We start from the raw sequence: 20,689 nt of genomic DNA on the forward strand, positions 1-20,689 counted from the left end.
TCACTTTCGACCTTTGACAGCATTCTTTCTTGTCTATATTTTTTCGATAACGAATATTTTCGATTTGGTGGTGACTAAGGATCGTTGGCTGCTCGGAGACGAGGACTTCTCTGATGTGGAAAAAAATAAGCGCTGATGACTTTCCTTCAGCGTTTTAGAACAACAAAAAAAGAGGTTTCCATGACAACGGCTATACCGCAACCCCTGCAACAACCCACGCTGACGGGTCAATGCCTGGCTGAATTTCTGGGCACCGCGTTGTTGATTTTTTTTGGTACCGGTTGTGTTGCAGCGCTCAAGGTCGCTGGCGCCAGCTTTGGATTGTGGGAAATCAGTATCATCTGGGGCATTGGCGTCAGCATGGCGATTTACCTGACCGCCGGCGTATCCGGCGCGCATCTCAATCCTGCAGTAAGCATTGCGTTATGTATTTTCGGTGACTTTGAAAAGAGAAAGCTGCCACTTTACATTCTCGCCCAAGTGACCGGCGCCTTTTGCGCGGCCGCGTTGGTGTACCTGCTCTACATCAGCCTGTTCTTCGAATTCGAACACGTACACCACATGATTCGCGGGACTCAAGCCAGTCTTGAGCTGGCTTCAATCTTTTCCACGTACCCCAATCCGGCGATATCCACCGGACAAGCCTTTTTGGTTGAAGTGGTGATCACCGCCATTCTCATGTGCGTGATCATGTCCCTGACCGACGACAACAACGGCTTGCCTCGAGGCCCGATGGCGCCGCTACTGATTGGCTTGTTGATCGCCGTGATTGGCAGCGCCATGGGACCACTGACCGGGTTTGCGATGAACCCGGCGCGGGATTTCGGTCCCAAGCTCATGACATTCTTCGCAGGCTGGGGTCCGATGGCGTTTACTGGCGGCCGTGAAATCCCCTACTTTCTGATCCCGATTTTCGCGCCAATCCTTGGTGCCTGTCTGGGCGCTGCAAGCTATCGCGGGCTGATCGCTCGCCACCTGCCCAGCGCCCTTGTTGTAGAGAATAAGGACGCTAACGTCGTTCGCAGCAAAGCTCAGGCTTCATCTTGAACCTCACCCATCCAGTGCAAGGCAATCGACATGACTGACACACAGAATAAGAACTACATCATTGCCCTTGACCAGGGTACGACCAGTTCACGCGCCATTATTTTCGACCGCGATGCCAACGTGGTCAGTTCCGCGCAAAGCGAGTTCGTCCAGCATTACCCGCAAGCGGGATGGGTCGAACATGACCCCATGGAAATCTTCGCCACCCAGACCGCGTGCATGACCAAGGCACTCGCCCAAGCTGATCTGCATCATGATCAGATTGCGGCCATCGGCATCACCAATCAGCGGGAAACCACCGTCGTATGGGAAAAAGAAACCGGCCGCCCTATCTACAACGCGATTGTCTGGCAATGCCGCCGCAGCACCGAAATCTGTCAGCAACTCAAGCGTGACGGACTGGAAGACTACATCAAGGAAACGACAGGGCTGGTCACCGACCCCTACTTCTCCGGCACCAAGCTCAAGTGGATTCTCGATCACGTCGAAGGCAGCCGAGAGCGCGCACGCAAAGGCGAGCTGCTGTTCGGCACCATTGATAGCTGGCTGATCTGGAAATTCACCGGCGGCAAGGTTCACGTCACCGACTACACCAACGCCTCGCGCACCCTGCTCTTCAATATTCATACCCTGGAATGGGATGAAAAAATGCTGAAGGTGCTGGATATTCCACGCGAGATGCTGCCTGAGGTACGGTCCTCCTCTGAGGTTTACGGCCACAGCAAAAGCGGCATCCCTATCGCCGGTATTGCGGGAGACCAGCAAGCGGCCTTGTTCGGCCAGATGTGCGTTGAACCCGGTCAGGCCAAGAACACCTACGGCACCGGCTGCTTCCTGTTGATGAATACCGGAAAGAAAGCCGTGAAGTCGCAACACGGCATGCTGACCACCATCGCCTGCGGACCGCGCGGCGAAGTCGCTTATGCCCTTGAAGGCGCTGTGTTCAACGGTGGCTCCACCATCCAGTGGCTGCGAGACGAACTGAAACTCATCAATGACGCGCTGGACACCGAGTACTTCGCCGGCAAGGTCAAGGACAGCAATGGCGTCTACCTCGTCCCCGCCTTTACCGGACTGGGCGCGCCGTACTGGGACCCGTATGCCCGTGGTGCATTGTTCGGCCTGACGCGCGGGGTCAAGGTCGACCACATCATTCGTGCCGCGCTTGAATCGATCGCCTACCAGACGCGTGACGTGCTGGACGCCATGCAGCAGGATTCCGGCGAGCGCCTCAAAGCCTTGCGTGTGGACGGCGGCGCTGTGGCCAACAACTTTTTAATGCAGTTCCAGGCCGACATTCTCGGGACGATGGTCGAACGTCCGCAAATGCGTGAAACCACCGCACTGGGCGCTGCTTATCTCGCCGGCCTGGCCATCGGTTTCTGGGGCAGCCTGGACGAGTTGCGCAGCAAAGCGGTGATCGAGCGCGAATTCGAACCGCAACTTGCCGAAGAGGAAAGAGAAAAACTCTATGCCGGCTGGAAAAAAGCCGTGAGCCGCACCCGCGATTGGGAACCGCACGAAGAAAGCAACTGATCGACGACTGCCCGCAAGGGCGGGGAGCGGTATGAGTTTCCGGCTGACAGCGCTATTAGGCTGCGGCATGATGGTCGCCATTCGTTTGGCAGCCCGATAGGAAAATCAAAACAATGAACCTGCCTCCCCGCCAGCAGCAGATCCTCGAGCTGGTACGCGAACGCGGCTATGTCAGCATTGAAGAAATGGCTCAGCTGTTTGTCGTGACCCCGCAAACCATCCGCCGTGATATCAATCAATTGGCGGAAATGAGCCTGTTGCGCCGCTACCATGGCGGCGCAGCCTATGACTCGAGCATCGAGAACACAGCCTACGCCATGCGTGCAGACCAGATGCGCGACGAGAAACAACGGATCGCCGAGGCCATTGCCGCGCAGATCCCGGACCACGCCTCGCTGTTCATCAATATCGGCACCACCACCGAATCCATTGCCCGCGCGCTGCTGAATCACAACAACCTGAAAATCATCACCAACAACCTGCATGTGGCCTCGATCCTCAGCGCCAAGGATGACTTTGAAGTCCTGCTGGCTGGCGGCACTGTTCGCCGCGATGGCGGCGTGGTGGGTCAAGCCTGTGTCGACTTCATCAATCAGTTCAAAGTCGACTTCGCCTTGGTCGGTATTAGCGGCATTGATGAAGACGGCAGTTTGCTGGACTTTGATTATCAGGAAGTACGGGTGTCCCAGGCGATCATCGCCAACGCCCGAAAAGTACTGTTGGCCGCCGACTCCAGCAAGTTCGGACGCAACGCCATGGTCCGCCTGGGACCGATCAGCCTGATCGACTGCCTGGTCACCGACGAGGCCCCCGTCCCTGCGCTGATGCAGTTATTGACCCAGTACAAGATTCGTCTGGAAGTGGTCTGACCTCCCGACATCTATCTATCGTCTGACATTCAGCTTTCATCGCGAATAAATTCGTCCCCCAGAGACCACAAACGCTCTATGGGAGCGAGTTCATTCGCGAGGGACGCGACGCGCGCGTGCCTGGCACACTGAATTAAAATGTTCGAATTTATTCACTTACCTCCCCTCCCATCAGTATTTTCAATGAATGCAGACTGGATGCGCGCTCTTTATTGCGCTATGATTTTCGAAATTGAACATAAATGTTCGGATTCGCCGTTCGAAGCTATGTTTTGAAGATCCAGACAGGAGGCCATCAAATGCCCCACACCACCTTGCCCGTGCCACCGCTTTCCGAAATCTACGACATCGCCGTCATTGGCGGTGGTATCAATGGCGTAGGGATAGCCGCGGACGCTGCCGGTCGCGGTTTATCGGTGTTCCTTTGCGAAAAGGATGACTTGGCCAGCCATACATCATCAGCCAGCAGCAAGCTGATCCATGGTGGACTGCGCTATCTCGAACATTATGAGTTTCGCCTGGTACGAGAAGCGCTCGCCGAACGTGAAGTGCTGCTGGCCAAAGCGCCGCATATCGTCAAGCCGATGCGCTTCGTGCTCCCTCATCGTCCGCATCTGCGCCCTGCGTGGATGATCCGTGCCGGCCTGTTCTTGTATGATCATCTGGGCAAGCGGGAAAAACTGCCCGCCTCGCGCAGCCTGCGCTTTGGCAGCGACAGCCCGCTAAACGCGACGATAACCCGTGGTTTCGAATACTCCGATTGCTGGGTCGACGACGCCCGCCTGGTGGTACTCAACGCCATGGCCGCGCGTGAAAACGGCGCGCACGTTCATACCCAAACGCGCTGCATCAACGCCCGTCGCAGTAAGGGCCTGTGGCACATGAACATGGAACGTTCCGACGGCAGCCTGTTTTCCATTCGCGCCAAAGCGCTGGTCAACGCCGCCGGGCCTTGGGTTGCCAAATTCATTCGTGATGACCTTAAACTCGACTCCCCTTACGGGATCCGCCTGATTCAGGGCAGCCACCTGATCGTGCCCAAACTGTACGAGGGCGAAAACGCGTTCATTCTGCAAAACGAAGATCAGCGCATCGTCTTCACGATTCCTTACCTGGAACGCTTCACCATCATTGGCACCACGGACCGTGAATATCAGGGCGATCCGAGCAAGGTGACGATTACCGAAGACGAAATCGACTACCTGCTCAAAGTGGTCAATGAGCACTTCAAGAAACAACTGAGCCGCAGCGACATCGTGCGAACCTACTCGGGCGTTCGTCCGCTGTGCAATGACGAATCGGACAACCCTTCGGCGGTGACCCGCGATTACACGCTGTCACTCTCGGGCAGCGCTGAAGAAGCACCGATCCTATCGGTGTTCGGCGGCAAGTTGACGACTTATCGCAAGCTGGCTGAATCGGCGATGACCCACCTTGCGCCCTTCTTCCCGCACATGAAACCAAGCTGGACCGCCACTGCCAGCCTGCCCGGGGGCGAAGACATGAGCACGCCACAGGCCCTGAGTGATGAATTGACGAAACGCTTCGACTGGCTGCCAAGCGACGTTGCCCAGCGCTGGGCCCGCACCTACGGCAGCCGCAGCTGGCGCCTGCTCGAAGGTGTGCAGAGCCTCGCCGATATGGGCGAGCACCTCGGGGGCGGCCTCTACACCCGCGAAGTCGATTATCTGTGCAGCGAGGAATGGGCTCTGGATGCCGAAGACATTCTTTGGCGTCGCAGCAAGTTGGGTCTATTCACCACACCGAGCGAGCAGGTGCGCGTGCAGGACTACCTCAACACGGTCACGCGCAATAAAAGCAGCATCGAAGCCGCCTGACCCTCCCCGCCAACAGCCTCCTCGCAAAGGGGAGGTTGTTGTGCAGCAGCCTCAAGTCATTCGGTTTTCCGAACGCGCTGCCCCGATTAGTTCGGACTGCCGGACGCGGCCAGATTCTCCTGCGTCATAGCATCAAATAAAAACGATACAAATCAATAGTTTAATCCTTATCTCCGCTTTGGCATGAGTCATGCTCTACACTCAATGTCGAATGTGCCGACTGTAGCGTGCGCCTGATTGGGCCGCCGTTGAACACACTCGTTTATTCAGAGGACCTCCACACAGGTCCCCATAAAAAAAACAAAGCCGAGGATCAACTGATGCGCATCGTTCCCCATATTTTGGGCGCAGCAATCGCTGCCGCTCTGATTAGCACTCCAGTTTTCGCTGCCGAACTCACCGGCACACTGAAGAAAATCAAAGAGTCTGGCACCATCACCCTCGGACACCGCGACGCCTCCATCCCGTTCTCCTATATCGCTGACGCTTCCGGGATTCCGGTCGGCTACTCCCACGATATCCAGCTGAAAGTCGTCGAAGCCATCAAGAAAGACCTGGCCATGCCTGACCTGAAGGTCAAATACAACCTGGTCACGTCGCAAACCCGTATCCCGCTGGTGCAAAACGGCACTGTAGACCTTGAGTGCGGTTCCACCACCAACAACGCCGAACGCGGTCAACAAGTTGACTTCTCAGTAGGCATCTTCGAAATCGGGACGCGCCTGCTGGCCAAAAAAGACTCTCCGTACAAAGACTTCGCCGATCTGAAAGGCAAGAACGTCGTGACCACTGCGGGCACCACGTCCGAGCGCATCATCAAATCGATGAACGCCGACAAGCAGATGGGCATGAATGTCATCTCTGCCAAGGACCATGGCGAATCCTTCAACATGCTCGAGTCCGGCCGTGCGGTCGCGTTCATGATGGATGATGCACTGCTCGCAGGCGAAATGGCCAAAGCCAAGAAGCCTGATGACTGGGCAGTGACCGGCACCGCGCAGTCCTATGAAATCTACGGCTGCATGGTTCGTAAAGACGACGCCCCGTTCAAGAAAGCTGTCGATGACGCGATCAAGGCAACCTTCACCTCGGGCGAGATCAACACGATCTACGCCAAGTGGTTCATGCAGCCGATCCCGCCGAAGGGTCTGAACCTGAACTTCCCGATGAGCGACGAGCTGAAAAACCTGATCGCCAACCCTACCGATAAGCCAGCTCCCGACAAAGCCATCTAAGCACTGGTTAATCTTCACTTGGGCACGCAAACGCGCGCTCAAGTGAACGACGGTGCCTGTGAATCAATCAAACTGAGGGGAGACCCTGATGGATTACAACTGGGACTGGGGCGTATTCCTCAAGTCCACCGGTATCGGCAAAGAAATCTATCTGGACTGGTACCTCACCGGTCTGGGCTGGACCATCGCTATTGCCGTCGCCGCCTGGATCATCGCTTTACTGCTGGGCTCTGTGCTCGGGGTCATGCGTACTGTGCCTAACCGCTGGGTGTCGGGCATTGCCACGGTTTACGTGGAACTTTTCCGCAATGTTCCGCTGCTGGTGCAATTGTTTATCTGGTACTTCCTGGTGCCGGATTTGCTGCCTGACAACCTTCAGCAGTGGTACAAGCAAGACCTCAACCCCACGACATCGGCTTTTCTAAGCGTCGTGGTCTGTCTTGGCCTGTTCACTGCTGCACGGGTTTGCGAACAAGTGCGCACCGGTATCCAGGCGCTGCCTGGCGGCCAGGAATCGGCGGCCAGAGCCATGGGCTTCAAACTGCCACAGATCTACTGGAACGTGCTGCTGCCCCAGGCCTATCGCATCATCATTCCACCCCTGACCTCGGAATTCCTGAACGTCTTCAAGAACTCGTCCGTAGCCTCGTTGATCGGCCTTATGGAGCTGCTTGCGCAGACCAAACAGACCGCCGAGTTCTCCGCCAACCTGTTCGAAGCCTTCACCTTGGCGACGCTGATCTACTTCACCTTGAACATGAGCCTGATGCTGTTGATGCGCATGATCGAGAAGAAAATTGCAGTGCCCGGGCTGATTTCCCTGGGAGGTAAATAATGGACTTCAGTGGAATTGTTCCCGCCCTGCCGGGGATGTGGAACGGCATGATCTTGACCCTGCAACTGATGGCGCTGGGCGTCATCGGCGGCATTGCGCTTGGCACTGTCCTGGCATTGATGCGCTTGTCATCGAGCAAGTTGCTGGCAAGGCTCGCTGGCGCTTACGTGAACTACTTTCGCTCGATCCCGCTGCTGCTGGTAATCACCTGGTTCTATCTGGCGGTGCCGTTTGTGCTGCGCTGGATCACTGGCGAGGACACCCCGATCGGAGCGTTCACCTCCTGCCTGGTGGCGTTCATGATGTTCGAGGCCGCGTACTTCTGCGAAATCGTACGGGCCGGTGTCCAGTCCATCCCAAAAGGCCAGATGGGCGCAGCCCAGGCGTTAGGGATGAACTACGGGCAAATGATGCGTTTGATCATCCTGCCTCAGGCGTTTCGCAAAATGACCCCGCTGCTGCTGCAGCAGAGCATCATTTTGTTCCAGGACACGTCGCTGGTGTATGCAGTCGGCCTGGTGGACTTCCTCAATGCCACGCGCTCCAGTGGCGACATCATTGGCCGTTCCAATGAGTTCCTGATCTTCGCCGGTCTGGTGTATTTCACGATCAGCTTTGCCGCCTCGCTGCTGGTGAAGCGTCTGCAAAAAAGGTTTGCCGTATGATTTCCATCAAGAATATCAACAAGTGGTACGGAGACTTCCAGGTGCTGACTGACTGCAGCACCGAGGTCAAAAAAGGTGAAGTGGTGGTGGTTTGCGGCCCATCCGGCTCTGGCAAATCGACACTGATCAAGTGCGTGAACGCGCTGGAACCCTTCCAGAAGGGCGACATCATTGTCGATGGCACCTCGATCAGCGACCCCAAGACCAACCTGCCCAAACTGCGTTCGCGGGTCGGCATGGTGTTTCAGCATTTCGAACTGTTCCCGCACCTGAGCATCGTCGAAAACCTGACCATCGCCCAGATCAAGGTCCTTGGCCGCAGCAAGGCCGAAGCCACCGAAAAAGGCCTCAAGCTGCTTGAGCGTGTCGGCTTGTCCGCGCATGCCAACAAGCACCCGGGGCAACTTTCCGGTGGTCAGCAGCAACGTGTGGCGATTGCCCGGGCGTTGGCGATGGACCCGGTGGTCATGCTGTTCGATGAACCGACCTCGGCTTTGGACCCGGAAATGGTCAACGAAGTGCTCGACGTCATGGTGCAACTGGCCCACGAAGGCATGACCATGATGTGCGTGACCCATGAAATGGGCTTCGCCCGCAAAGTGGCGAACCGAGTGATCTTCATGGATCAGGGGCAAATCGTCGAAGATTGCGAGAAAGAAGAGTTCTTTGGTGATGTGACCGCACGCTCCGAGCGCGCCCAGCACTTCCTTGCCAAGATCCTGCAACACTAAGTAAGTCCGGCTGTCTGTGCCCACCTTTATTGGGCACAGGCTGCTGGTCGGTCCCGGACGACTGTGATGAAATGCGATCCCAACCTCTATCGCGCCGCGCCGCCATCACTTGCCGTGAAACCCCGCCTGATACGCCATCTGTTTTTGCCCCCGCTGGTCGTCTTGCTGATGGTCGCGCTGGGCTATGTCAGCTATCTGATCAGCGAGCACAACGGCGTTCAAGCCCTGAGCGAGAACGGTGAACGGCAACTGGAGCTGCACGCCCGCACCGTAGAAAGCGAGATCAGCAAATACACCTACCTGCCGAGCGTTCTCGAGCTCGAAGCCAACGTCTCGCGTCTATTGAATGACCCTGCGCCGGAGCTGCGTCAGGACGTCAACGAATACCTGGAAGGCCTGAATCGCCGCAGTCGTAGCCGAGCGATTTACGTCCTCGACACCACCGGTCGCGTGCTGGCCACCAGCAACTGGCGTGATGCCGACAGTTATCTGGGCGAGGACCTGTCGTTCCGCGCTTACTTTCAGGACGCGGTGCGCGGCCTCCCCGGTCGGTTCTACGGGATTGGCAGCACCACCGGAGAGCCCGGCTATTACCTGGCCCATGGCCTGGAACAGCAAGGCAAGATCATTGGCGTCGCCGTGATCAAAGTGCGCCTCGAAGCCTTGGAGGAGCGCTGGCAACGGGCTCGGCTGGAAGCCTTCGTTACCGATGAGAATGGCATCATCATTCTGTCCAGCGACCCGTCGCGCCGGCTGAAATCGGTTCGCCCGCTGACGCCGGAAACCAAGGAGCGGCTCGCGCGCAGTCTGCAGTATTACTGGTGGCCGCTGAATGAATTGGTTCCGCTGGCCCGGGAGCAACTGGCCGAGGGCGTCGAGAAACTGACCTTCCCCGCCAATACCAGCGTCGATCACGACCCTACCGACGTCAGCTACCTGGCCCAGACCCGACGGCTGAACGATACGCCGTGGCACTTGACCCTGCTGACACCATTGCAGGAGTTGCGCAGCGAAGCCGCACGCCAGGGAATGTTGGTCGCGGTGGCCTGCGCACTGGTGGCGTTTCTGCTGATCGCCTGGAATGAGCGACGCAAAGTGATCGCCACTCGACTGGCTGCCCGCGAAGCCCTGCAAGAAGCCAACGATGAACTCGAGCGCAAAATTGCCGAGCGAACCGCCGATCTGCGTGCCAGCAACGAACGCCTAAAAGCGCAGATCCGCGAACGGCGCCTCGCCGAAGACACATTGCGTCGCGCTCAGGATGAACTGGTCCAGGCCGGCAAACTTGCCGCCATCGGCCAGATGTCCACCAGCATCGCCCACGAACTCAATCAACCCTTGGCCGCCTTGCGCACCTTGTCCGGCAATACCGTACGCTTCATTGAGCGCGGCGCACTGGACACCGCCAGCACTAACCTGCGAACCATCAATGAGCTGGTCGATCGCATGGGCCGGATCACCGCCAGCCTGCGCGCCTTTGCCCGACGTGGAGATGACAAAGGCCAGGCGTCGTTGCGCAAGGCCGTCGACGCCGCACTGCAGGTTCTCAATGGCCGACTGGAGAACTTCGACCTCACGCTGCATGAGCATTTTGAAGACGTGTCCTTGCGAATCGATCAAACGCGCCTGGAACAAATCCTGGTCAACCTCGTCGGCAATGCCCTGGATGCAATGCAGGCCCAGCCCTTGCCCGAGTTGTGGCTCGAAGGTGAAATCGCCGACGGCCGCTACCGCCTCTATGTGCGCGACAATGGTCACGGTATCGGACCCGAAGCGCGCAAGCATCTGTTCGAACCGTTCTTCACCACCAAACCCGGTGAACATGGCCTTGGCCTTGGCCTGACCCTTTCTGCCAGCCTCGCTGCCGCAGCCGGGGGCAGTCTCAGCGCCGAGCATCCTTCCAGCGGCGGCACCGCTTTTATCCTGAGCCTGCCACTGCTCGATACGCCCGCACCTCCTGAAGCCGAGCCGATATGAGCCGCTATTAATGAGCCGAACAGCATGAACAGCGACCTGACCGTTCTGATCGTCGAAGACGACCCACACGTCCTCCTGGGTTGCCAGCAAGCCTTGGCCCTGGAAGACATTCCCAGCGAAGGCGTGGGCAGTGCCGAAGAGGCGCTGGCTAGGATTGGCGAAGACTTCGCCGGCATCGTCATCAGCGATATCCGTTTGCCGGGAATCGACGGACTGGAATTGCTGACCCGCCTCAAGGCGCGAGACCGCAGCCTGCCGGTGGTGCTGATTACCGGTCACGGCGATATTTCCATGGCCGTCAACGCAATGCGCGACGGCGCTTACGACTTCATGGAAAAACCCTTCTCCCCCGAGCGTCTGGTGGACGTTGCCCGACGCGCTCTGGAGCAACGCAGCCTGGCGCGTGAGGTGTGGTCGCTGCGCCGACAACTGGCCGAGCGAAACTCACTGGAAGGCCGAATCATCGGGCGATCGCCGGCCATGCAAAACCTGCGGGCGTTGATCACCAATGTTGCAGACACCTCAGCCAACGTCCTGATCGAAGGCGAAACCGGCACGGGCAAGGAGTTGGTTGCCCGCTGCCTGCACGACTTCAGTCGCCGCCATTCTCAGCAGTTCGTCGCGCTCAACTGTGGCGGTCTGCCGGAGAGCCTGTTCGAAAGCGAGATCTTCGGCCACGAAGCCAACGCATTTACCGGCGCAGGCAAGCGTCGCATTGGCAAAATCGAACATGCCCACAACGGCACACTGTTTCTCGATGAAGTCGAAAGCATGCCGATAACCCTGCAGATCAAACTGCTGCGGGTGTTGCAGGAGCGCACGCTGGAACGCCTGGGCTCGAACCAGAGCGTCGCAGTGGACTGCCGGGTGATTGCCGCGACCAAGTCCGATCTGGATGAGTTGAGCAAGGTCGGTCAGTTTCGCAGCGACCTGTATTACCGGCTGAACGTGGTCACTCTGGAATTGCCTCCGTTGCGCGAACGCCGCGAGGACATCCTGCAGTTGTTCGAGCACTTCTTACAGCTCGCATCGTTACGCTTCGATCGCGAAACCCCGGAGCTGGATCGTCAAACCCTGTCGAGCCTGATGAGCCACGACTGGCCGGGCAATGTGCGCGAACTGCGTAACGTCGCCGAGCGTTACGCCCTCGGCTTGCCGGCGTTCAAGAAGTCCGGCGCAAGCATAGCTGGCAACAGCCTGGACTTTGCCGAAGCGGTGGAGGCATTTGAAAAGAACCTGCTCAGCGATGCCTTGCAACGCAGCGGCGGCAACCTCAGTCAGGCCAGTCAGGAACTGGGCATGGCCAAGACCACGTTGTTCGACAAGGTCAAAAAATACGGGTTGGGTTGATCGTCCCGCCCCCTTTGCCATCTGAATTAAGAGGCCATCGTGGACCTGATTTTCAAAGCCCTGCTGGGCGCTGCTGTGGTGGTGATTCTGGCCGCGCTGGCAAAAACCAAAAATTACTACATCGCCGGCCTGGTGCCGCTGTTCCCGACCTTCGCCCTGATCGCCCACTACATCGTCGGTAAGGGTCGCTCACTGGACGATTTGAAGACCACCATCCTGTTCGGCATGTGGTCGATCATTCCCTACTTCATCTACCTGGCAGCGCTGTACCTGATGGTCGACCGCTGGCGTCTGGAAGTATCCCTTGCCCTTGCGGCACTGGCCTGGCTGGTCGCGGCAACCTTGCTGGTGACATTCTGGATTCGGTTTCACGGGTAAGCGCGTCGACACATTCGCACACAGCCTGTACCCAGGCCGGCGCATTCCTGCACTGGCCCATCCCTTGCATTCATCCGACCCACTTCCCCTCAGCCAACTGGCAGGAGCTGCTCCCTTGACCCCAACCGTGATCCTGCTGATCGCGCTATGCATCGTGCTCGATGTAATTGGCCAACTCGCTTTCAAGCTCGGCCTGGATCGGCTGCCCGAGCACGTGGGCGGCTTTCGTTTGCGCAATTTCTGGCGACAAATCGCCGGTGCGCCCCTGCTATGGTGTGGGGTCGCCTGTTATTCCGTTCTTTTCGTTGCCTGGCTGGAGGTACTGTCACTGGCACCGCTGAGCCTGGTGTTTCCGGCGATCAGCCTGAGCTATTGCGGCGTGGTGCTGGGTGGACGCCTGGTGTTGGGCGAAACCGTCAGTCGACGGCGCTGGCTCGGCACTTTCGTCATCACTACCGGCGTCATGCTGGTTTGCGCAACGGGCATTTGAGGCCTCTATGACAAAGAGTTGGATTGAAGGGCGTGGCGCAAGCATTGGCCTCTGGGCACTATTGATCGCCTTTGAAAGCGGCGCGCAAATATCACTGAAAGTGGGCGGAGACGGACTGGCCTCCATTCCGTTCGGTGTGAGCTGGCTACTGGCTGCGGTGAGCAATCTGGCGGTCATGGTCGCAATTGTCTGCTATATCGGCTCGTTCCTCAGCTGGATGCTGATCCTGCGCCGCAGCAACCTATCGCTGGCCTTTCCCTTGAGCTCACTGGTGTTCGTGGTAGTACTGCTCGGCTCATGGCTCGGCTTGGGCGAAACCATCAGCCCGATGCACTGGCTGGGTGTGTGCGTGATCATTGGCGGGATTGTGCTGCTGGCGGAAGGGCAACAACCAGCGGCCACGTAAGGGTCGTGCCCGCTTCTAACCGACGACTCTAGAGGCCGTTGAAATGATAAGCCACGGCGATACTGACCTCGCCCTGGTTATCGTTGCCTCGTTGTTTGACGATTGAACTGTCCGCAGCTGAACCGACCAGATGAGTCCAGCTGGCGCTGGTCAGCAGTAGCCAGCCTCGGCCAAGGGGGAACTGCGCGCTCTGGGTCAGGGTAACGTTCTGCAGGCCGCCGCTGGCGTCGTATTGACGAATGCCCGAGGCCTGGGCCTCCTGTGCACTCACGCCGTAAAAAGTTTGGGCTTGCCGGCCATCCGCATAATTCGCCGTCACCGACGTATCGCCAATAATGCCCAACCCCAGTGGATAACCCAGCTCACCACCTATCCGGCCCAGCACCCCGCCCTGACCATCGCTACCACCCAGCGCATGCCCCATTTGGGCATATACACGCCAGAAATCATCAGGGCTGTATTGCACGAAACCACCGGCCTCGCCCATGTCCGATACATCACGCAAGCCGCGCAATAAGCCATTGGCATTCCGGCCCGGAACATAGTTAAGGAACGGCCCGGCGCTCCAGCCACCCCCCTTCAGCGCCTTCCAGGACAAGCCATCGTCCGAACTGAGACCGAGGTCACCCCAGGTCAGGTCCATATAGGGCAAAGGCCGGACTTCGTAACTGCTCCCGCTGGGATCATGAGGTCCATAGCTAAGAGCCATACCAAGATCGCCAACGATTGGCTCAGCCTGTCCAGGCGAGCTGAAACCGAAAATACACGCAAAACTTGTGAGTAAAAAACAGCGATTTAGCCCGAAAGTAGGCATAAAAACTAACTCAAACAGAAAAACATGCGCGCATCAATGCCTAAACACCCCCCCAATGCAAGCACTTATGTTGTTTGTAGCAACCTACAAAAATTGTAGCTTGCTGGTCTGCTGTGCTCGGCGGCGGCTGCCAAAAACCACTGATAGAGGGATTTGCGCATATTGGCACAGTCCATGCTGTACCCCACTGCAAGCGCAAAGCGCGCGCTCTACTTACCTGATCGACCTTATCAAATAGGCACCTGCAGATGATGCACTGGCATATCGTGTGTGATTTCGATGGGACCGTCACCCGGACCGACGCTGTGGATAACATCCTCGAGCGTTTCGCCGACCCTAGCTGGGAGGCCATCGAAGACGAATGGCTCTCTGGCAAGATCGGCTCGCGAGAATGCCTGGGTCGGCAGCTCGCGCTGGTGAAAGCCTCACCATCCCAGCTCCTCGGCTATTTCGACACCGTCGATATAGACCCGGCATTTCCTGACTTCGTCGAACTTATCCTGAGTCGCGGCGCGACGCTGGACATCGTCAGCGACGGCATCGAACAAGGCATCGCCCGCGTTCTTTCGCGGCATGAGTGCCCGCTGCTGCCAATCATTGCCAATCGCCTGCGCCAGGTCGATCAGGACAGCTGGCGCATCGAGTTCCCGCATTCCAGCGATGCCTGCCGCGCAGCCTCCGGCAACTGCAAATGCAAGTCCGCCCCCAAAGGCAAACGCATCCTGGTGATCGGTGACGGTCAATCCGACATGTGCGTGGCCGGGACCGCCGACTTCGTTTTCGCCAAAGATCGCCTGGCCGAACATTGCGAACGCACTGGCATTCCGTATGCCCGCTTCGACTCGTTCGCCGACTTACCCGCTTTGCTCGCCCGCTTGCCTCACAGCGAACCGGCCCGCGCAATCAGCCTCCCTCTTGAACAGCAGGAACTCTTCCACCATGTCTGAAATTCGTATCGCAACCCCTGAAGACCAGATTCTTCTGGAGAAAGAAGCTAAGTATTGCTCCTTTGGCGACACCGTTCACTACATCGACCCGCCGCGCATTTTCAATCGCTGTGAAGGTTCGTACGTCTACGACACCAGTGACCAGGCTTACCTCGACCTGCAAATGTGGTACTCGGCGGTCAACTTCGGTTACGCCAACCCACGCTTGAATAACGCACTCAAGCAACAGATCGACTCCATGCCGCAGATTGCCAGCCAATACCTGCACCGTGGCAAAATCGAGCTGTCAGAAATGATCGCCGTAGACGCCAAGAACAAGTTCGGTCTTGACGGTCGAGTTCACTTCAACGTCGGCGGTTCGCAGTCCATCGAAGACTCCTTGAAAGTGGTCCGTAACGCCAGCAACGGCAAAAGCTTGATGTTCGCTTTCGAAGGCGGTTATCACGGCCGTACCCTGGGCGCTTCGTCAATCACTTCCAGCTATCGCTATCGTCGCCGCTACGGCCATTTTGGCGAGCGAGCGCAGTTCATTCCTTTCCCTTACCACTTCCGTGGTCCGAAAGGCATGACCAAAGAAGAATATGGCAGCTACTGCGTACAGCAGTTCGCCCGCCTGTTCGAGACTGAATACAACGGTGTCTGGGACCCGAAAACCAACCAGTGTGAATACGCGGCATTCTACGTCGAGCCGATTCAGGGCACTGGCGGCTACGTTATCCCGCCGATGAACTTCTACAAAGAACTGAAGCAAGTGCTGGATCAGCACGGCATCCTGATGGTGGTCGACGAAATCCAGATGGGTTTCTTCCGCACCGGCAAGCTGTGGTCCATTGAGCACTTCGACGTCAAACCTGATGTAATCGTGTTCGGCAAAGCGCTGACCAACGGCCTCAACCCATTGGGCGGTATCTGGGCTCGCGAAGAACTGATCAACCCAAAAATCTTCCCGCCAGGTTCGACTCACTCCACCTTCGCCTCCAACCCACTGGGTACTGCGGTAGGTCTGGAAATGTTCAAAATGACCTCCGAAGTCGACTACGGCGCGATGGTCATGGAAAAGGGCAAGTACTTCCTGGCTGGCCTGCAAGACCTGCAAAAACGCTACCCGATCATCGGCGACGTCGACGGCTTGGGCTTGGCACTGCGCGCAGAAATCTGCGGCCCGGATGGCTTCACCCCGGACAAGGCCACACTCGACTTCATGGTTGACGAAGGCATGAAGGGCGACATCGAAATCGACGGCAAGCGCTTAGGCCTGATCCTCGATGTGGGCGGTTACTACAAGAACGTCATCACCTTGGCTCCGTCGCTGGAAATCAGCTACGCAGAAATCGATCTGGGCATTGCCCTGCTCGACCGCCTGCTGCATAGAGCCATGAAGCGGTGAACCTGCCAGAGATCGATATGGGCGAAGGTAACGCCAGTTTCGTTCTCGGCAGTGGTCCGGTCGCGGTGTTGTTGATCCACGGCCTGACCGGCACCCCGACGGAGTTACGTCGGGTTGCCCAAGGCTTGGCCAAGCGTGGGTACACCGTGTACGTACCCACGCTTGCCGGGCACTGCGGCGACAACGCCGACCTGCAAGCCACAGGTTGGAAAGACTGGTACGAGAGCGCGCGCAAGGCCTTTGTCGGCATACGCCAACGCCACGCGCAGGTGTTCGTCGGCGGGCTGTCGATGGGCGCCGTGATGTCCATGCACATGGCTGCCGAGCATCCGGGGCAAATCGCCGGCCTGCTGCTGTATTCGACGACCTTGCGCTACGACGGCTGGAACATGCCAAAAGCTGCGGTACTGACACCGCTACTGATGGCCATTCCATTCGGCGTGCACCTGTGCCGTTTCAACGAAACATCGCCTTACGGCATCAAAGACAAGCGCTTGCGGGCTATCGTCGAACGCCAGATGAAAGCCGGCGAAAGCAGCAATGCCGGATTACTGACCATGTCAGGTGTCAATGTTCGCGAACTGCATCGATTGGTTGCCGTCGTGAAACGAGAAATGCCTTCGGTCACCACGCCTGCGTTAGTGTTGCACTCCATCGAAGACGACATCACCAGCCGCTGGAATGCTGATTATGTCGAGAAGCACCTTGGCGGCAAGGTCACTAAAGTACTGCTCGACAACTGCTATCACATGATTACCGTCGACCTGCAGTACCGTAAGGTGATCACGCTGAGCGCAGACTTTATCGACAGCCTGACCGAGCAACCGTCCCTCCAGGCTGTTCCTCTGAATGATCATCGGCAACTGGCCTGAGCTCAACATGCTCACCCCACCTGCCTTCTTCCGTCTTTGGGCAAGCAGCGCCGCCTGCAATAATTGTTTTCCCGGGGCGCTGGAGCACTGTATTGAAACGGGGCAAACTCGCTGTACACAGGAGCGATTCGACCCTGGCACGGCTGCTGCAATAAGCGAGCGTTGATGAGCGAAGAAAAAAGCCGCACCCGAAAAACGTTTACCCTTTCGCACTGGACCGTACAGCGCAAACTGGTCCTCGCGTTCTGGCTGGTCAGCGTCATTCCGACAATGATCGCCGCCGAATTGGCGGCGACCACCGTGTCGCAGATTTTTGAAAGTAACGTCAGTGTTTGGTTGCAGGAATCGACCCGGATCGTCCAGGACGAGATCAGCGAAATCCTGCGGGTTAACAACAGGGTCTCTCAGTTGTTCCTGCAAAATACCCGCCCGTCGGCCCCCTCTGCCGCCCGGCACAACAAATTGACCACCGACCTCGCTAATGCGATGGGCATCGAAGTTGTCGCGCTGATCCGCAGCAGTGACCACAAAGTGGTTTTCTCCACCGTTGCCGACAATATCATCGAGCAGATCAGTATCGCGCCCAACGCTGTAATGCAAACCATCCATAACGGCAGCGTGTTCACGGGCGTCGTTGTTTCGACCTATCAGTCGACTCAGGATGACGTCGATTATGAGTTACTGGTCGGGACCTATCTGGACAACAGCTTCCTTACCAGCGTGGCTGATGTGCACTCCCTCGACCTGCGGCTGTACATGAAAGACACGGGCGGCTTCAGCGAGATTTTTTCAACACAGCGCTTTATGAACCACCCGGCGATCGTGCCACCCGAAATCGAACAGACATTGCGCGAGACTAAAGAGCCCAGCGAGCAGTTCACCACCAGCTATGCCGGTCTTTACACGCCGATTTTCAATGACACCGGGGAGCTTCAAGGCATCATTTTCAGCGGCCTGCTACGGCATACCTCTCTGGTCGGACTGGTCAATCAGACCAATTTATTCATGCTGATCCTGCTGTTGGGCTCGGCCCTGTCGCTGAGCGTCGGTTGGTTGATTTCACAACGACTGACCAAGCCACTGCGCGGTTTGTCCGAAGGCGTAAGGGCTGTGACCGCTGGCGATTACCGTCAGCGCGTCGAGGTCATCGGCACTGACGAATTGGCTGAACTCAGCGTGACCTTCAACGACATGACCGAACGCCTCAAAGAGCTTCAGCATCTGGAAGCACAACTGCGCCGCCGTGACCGTCTGCATACCTTGGGCGAAGTGGCGATGGGGTTGGCCCACGAGATCCGCAACCCGCTGGGCATCATCAAAACGGCCACCCAATTGCTGCACCGCCGTGCGCAGCTGCCGGAAACCGACAAGCGCCACCTGGAGTATGTGATTTCAGAGGTCACCCGGATCAACGACCTGATCACCGAGTTCCTCGACTTCGCCAAACCCAGTGCGCCGATCCGCTCCACGCAACGGGCCAGGCCTCTGCTGGATGACTTGCTGGGGTTTTGTGCGCCGGAACTATCGACCCATAATATCGAAGCGGTGATCGTCGAGCACGATGCCAATGCCATGATTTATGCCGACGCCCGGCAACTGACCCAGGCCTGTCTGAACCTGGTCCTCAATGCGATCGACGCGATGCCCTCGGGCGGTCGCTTGACGATCGGTATTGCTATCGTTGAAGACACTACGGTCATCAGTATTTCCGACACAGGCCACGGTATTGAACCGGACATGATCGAACGTATCTTCAGCCCATTTGTCACGACCAAGGCATCCGGCACAGGATTGGGCCTGGCGAAGGTCTTCTCGATCATGGAAAACCACGATGGCCGGGTAGAATGCGTCAGCCAGGTGGGGGTCGGGGCGACCTTCAATCTGTATATCCCAGCCTATGATGGAGAGTGGTCATGAGCCATAACGTGCTGGTGGTTGATGATGAGCCCAAGCTCTGCGAACTGCTGGCTTCGGCCCTGAGCCAGAATGATATCCAGGTGTTCACTGCCGGCAACGGCCTGCATGCCTTGGCGGTGCTCGAACGCGAAGAGATCGATCTGGTGATCACTGACTGGCGCATGCCAGGCATGGATGGCCCGCAATTGCTGGCTGAAATAAAACTCCGCTTCCCTCTGCTGCCGGTGATCGTCATGACCGCTTACAGCACGGTGAAAAACGCTGTGCAGTCGATGCGCAACGGCGCGTATGACTACATCAGCAAGCCCTTTGATATCGATGAACTCGACATCACGGTCAACAAGGCCCTGCAATTTCGCGACATCCTGCGTGACAACGCACGTCTGCGCGCCGAACTCGATCAGCATCAGCAGATCGACAGCCTGGTGGGCGAGAGTCCGGCCTTTCAGCGGGTGCTGCAGGCAGTGGATTCGGTGCGAGAAAGCAACGCCACCATCTTGCTGACCGGCGAAAGCGGGACCGGCAAAGAAATGGTCGCACGGGCGATCCACAAACACGGCAACCGCGCGGACCAGCCCTTTATTGCGGTCAACTGCGCGGCAATCCCTGAAGGCTTGCTTGAGAGCGAAATGTTCGGCCATCGCAAGGGCGCCTTCACTGGCGCAGTGGCTGATCGCGTCGGACGGTTCATGCAGGCCGACAAAGGCACACTATTTCTTGATGAAGTCGGCGACATGCCGCTGGCACTGCAGGCGAAAATCCTGCGTGCCTTACAGGAACGGGTGATCGAGCCCGTGGGTGATTCACGTGAGCGCAAGGTTGATGTGCGGGTGATTGCCGCGACCAACAAAGACCTGCTCGACGCCGTGGCGAAAAAGGAGTTCCGTGAGGACCTTTACTACCGCCTGAATGTGTTCCCGATCCCCCTGCCCCCCCTGCGCGAGCGGGCCGACGACATCGCACCACTGGCCATGCATTTTGCCCACACCCTGGGCGCCGCAGCAGGCAAACGCATCACCGGTTTCAGCCCGGAAGCCATGCTGGCGATGACCAATTACCCTTGGCCGGGCAATATTCGCGAGCTACAAAACTGTGTAGAGCGCGCCACCATCGTCGCCTCCAGCCACATCATTGAAGAAAGCGACCTACCGGCCTACCTGTTCGGCTCGCGCCCGCTAGACAGCAGCGTCATCAATCTAGTCAGCGAAGGGGCAAATATCCCGAAAGATCTGGATGCGGCCCTCGCCGAAGTGGAAAAAGCCTACATCCTCGCCGCCCTGCATGAAACCCACGGCGTCCAGGCCGCTGCCGCACACTTGATCGGGGTCTCCGAGCGCAGCCTATGGTATCGCCTGAAAAAACTGGCCATCCACGTGGATAAGATTGTCCGGTAGA

At 57.7% G+C, this 20,689-nt stretch carries 19 protein-coding genes; 18 read left to right on the top strand and 1 reads right to left on the bottom strand.

All coding sequences use genetic code 11. The features are described 5' to 3' along the window. The first annotated feature begins 180 nt into the window (after positions 1–180). The 13 genes from QN399_RS01205 to QN399_RS01265 all read left to right on the top strand — a co-directional run bounded on the left by QN399_RS01205 (position 181) and on the right by QN399_RS01265 (position 13,357). Complete coding sequence (locus tag QN399_RS01205) at positions 181–1,047, top strand: MIP/aquaporin family protein (RefSeq protein ID WP_322217606.1); 867 nt, start codon at positions 181–183, stop codon at positions 1,045–1,047. 30 nt (positions 1,048–1,077) lie between these two features. Further along, positions 1,078–2,583 (top strand): glycerol kinase GlpK, encoded by a 1,506-nt coding sequence (glpK, locus tag QN399_RS01210; protein ID WP_322181448.1) that lies wholly within the window; start codon positions 1,078–1,080, stop codon positions 2,581–2,583. A gap of 113 nt (positions 2,584–2,696) precedes the next feature. Then, complete coding sequence (locus tag QN399_RS01215) at positions 2,697–3,452, top strand: DeoR/GlpR family transcriptional regulator (RefSeq protein WP_219062058.1); 756 nt, start codon at positions 2,697–2,699, stop codon at positions 3,450–3,452. A 299-nt stretch (positions 3,453–3,751) separates the two neighbouring features. Beyond that, positions 3,752–5,290 (top strand): glycerol-3-phosphate dehydrogenase, encoded by a 1,539-nt coding sequence (gene glpD / locus QN399_RS01220; RefSeq protein WP_322181451.1) that lies wholly within the window; start codon positions 3,752–3,754, stop codon positions 5,288–5,290. Positions 5,291–5,610: 320 nt separating this feature from the next. Continuing rightward, positions 5,611–6,525 carry a glutamate/aspartate ABC transporter substrate-binding protein gene (locus QN399_RS01225; protein WP_322181453.1) on the top strand — a complete coding sequence of 305 codons (915 nt, stop codon included), beginning with the start codon at positions 5,611–5,613 and terminating at the stop codon, positions 6,523–6,525. 88 nt (positions 6,526–6,613) lie between these two features. Next, the gene (locus QN399_RS01230) at positions 6,614–7,360 is read left to right on the top strand and encodes an amino acid ABC transporter permease (RefSeq protein ID WP_330200462.1); all 747 of its coding nucleotides are present in this window, start codon (positions 6,614–6,616) and stop codon (positions 7,358–7,360) included. Continuing rightward, positions 7,357–8,025: an ABC transporter permease subunit gene (locus QN399_RS01235; protein ID WP_322182827.1), complete on the top strand. Its 669-nt coding sequence runs from the start codon at positions 7,357–7,359 to the stop codon at positions 8,023–8,025. The genes QN399_RS01230 and QN399_RS01235 overlap by 4 nt, the downstream gene beginning before the upstream one ends. Then, on the top strand, positions 8,022–8,756 hold the full coding sequence (locus QN399_RS01240; RefSeq protein WP_219062062.1) for an amino acid ABC transporter ATP-binding protein: 735 nt from the start codon (positions 8,022–8,024) through the stop codon (positions 8,754–8,756). The genes QN399_RS01235 and QN399_RS01240 overlap by 4 nt, the downstream gene beginning before the upstream one ends. A gap of 66 nt (positions 8,757–8,822) precedes the next feature. Continuing rightward, positions 8,823–10,733, top strand: coding sequence for a cache domain-containing protein (locus QN399_RS01245; RefSeq protein ID WP_322181455.1), 1,911 nt, complete (start codon positions 8,823–8,825; stop codon positions 10,731–10,733). A gap of 24 nt (positions 10,734–10,757) precedes the next feature. Beyond that, positions 10,758–12,083, top strand: coding sequence for a sigma-54 dependent transcriptional regulator (locus tag QN399_RS01250; RefSeq protein WP_322181456.1), 1,326 nt, complete (start codon positions 10,758–10,760; stop codon positions 12,081–12,083). A 48-nt stretch (positions 12,084–12,131) separates the two neighbouring features. After that, complete coding sequence (locus tag QN399_RS01255; protein WP_219062347.1) at positions 12,132–12,461, top strand: GlpM family protein; 330 nt, start codon at positions 12,132–12,134, stop codon at positions 12,459–12,461. 115 nt (positions 12,462–12,576) lie between these two features. Then, the gene (locus tag QN399_RS01260; RefSeq protein WP_322181458.1) at positions 12,577–12,951 is read left to right on the top strand and encodes a transporter; all 375 of its coding nucleotides are present in this window, start codon (positions 12,577–12,579) and stop codon (positions 12,949–12,951) included. Positions 12,952–12,958: 7 nt separating this feature from the next. After that, the gene (locus QN399_RS01265) at positions 12,959–13,357 is read left to right on the top strand and encodes an EamA family transporter (RefSeq protein WP_322181460.1); all 399 of its coding nucleotides are present in this window, start codon (positions 12,959–12,961) and stop codon (positions 13,355–13,357) included. A 28-nt stretch (positions 13,358–13,385) separates the two neighbouring features. Here QN399_RS01265 and QN399_RS01270 read toward each other — a convergent pair whose 3' ends face one another. After that, positions 13,386–14,171 carry a MipA/OmpV family protein gene (locus tag QN399_RS01270; RefSeq protein ID WP_322181463.1) on the bottom strand — a complete coding sequence of 262 codons (786 nt, stop codon included), beginning with the start codon at positions 14,169–14,171 and terminating at the stop codon, positions 13,386–13,388. Positions 14,172–14,419: 248 nt separating this feature from the next. On the opposite strand from QN399_RS01270, the gene QN399_RS01275 reads away from it, so the two are divergent. The 5 genes from QN399_RS01275 (at position 14,420) to QN399_RS01295 (ending at position 20,688) form a co-directional block, all read left to right on the top strand. After that, positions 14,420–15,118 carry an MtnX-like HAD-IB family phosphatase gene (locus QN399_RS01275; protein ID WP_322181465.1) on the top strand — a complete coding sequence of 233 codons (699 nt, stop codon included), beginning with the start codon at positions 14,420–14,422 and terminating at the stop codon, positions 15,116–15,118. Further along, positions 15,111–16,505 (top strand): aminotransferase class III-fold pyridoxal phosphate-dependent enzyme, encoded by a 1,395-nt coding sequence (locus QN399_RS01280; protein WP_322181467.1) that lies wholly within the window; start codon positions 15,111–15,113, stop codon positions 16,503–16,505. Before QN399_RS01275 ends, QN399_RS01280 begins: the two co-directional genes overlap by 8 nt. Beyond that, on the top strand, positions 16,502–17,377 hold the full coding sequence (locus QN399_RS01285; RefSeq protein ID WP_322181470.1) for an alpha/beta fold hydrolase: 876 nt from the start codon (positions 16,502–16,504) through the stop codon (positions 17,375–17,377). Before QN399_RS01280 ends, QN399_RS01285 begins: the two co-directional genes overlap by 4 nt. A 165-nt stretch (positions 17,378–17,542) precedes the next feature. After that, on the top strand, positions 17,543–19,294 hold the full coding sequence (locus QN399_RS01290) for an ATP-binding protein (RefSeq protein WP_322181472.1): 1,752 nt from the start codon (positions 17,543–17,545) through the stop codon (positions 19,292–19,294). Next, positions 19,291–20,688: a sigma-54 dependent transcriptional regulator gene (locus QN399_RS01295; protein ID WP_322181474.1), complete on the top strand. Its 1,398-nt coding sequence runs from the start codon at positions 19,291–19,293 to the stop codon at positions 20,686–20,688. The genes QN399_RS01290 and QN399_RS01295 overlap by 4 nt, the downstream gene beginning before the upstream one ends. The last annotated feature ends 1 nt before the right edge of the window (position 20,689 follow it).

It is taken from the genome of Pseudomonas sp. 10C3, assembly GCF_036346185.1.
Classification (GTDB): domain Bacteria; phylum Pseudomonadota; class Gammaproteobacteria; order Pseudomonadales; family Pseudomonadaceae; genus Aquipseudomonas.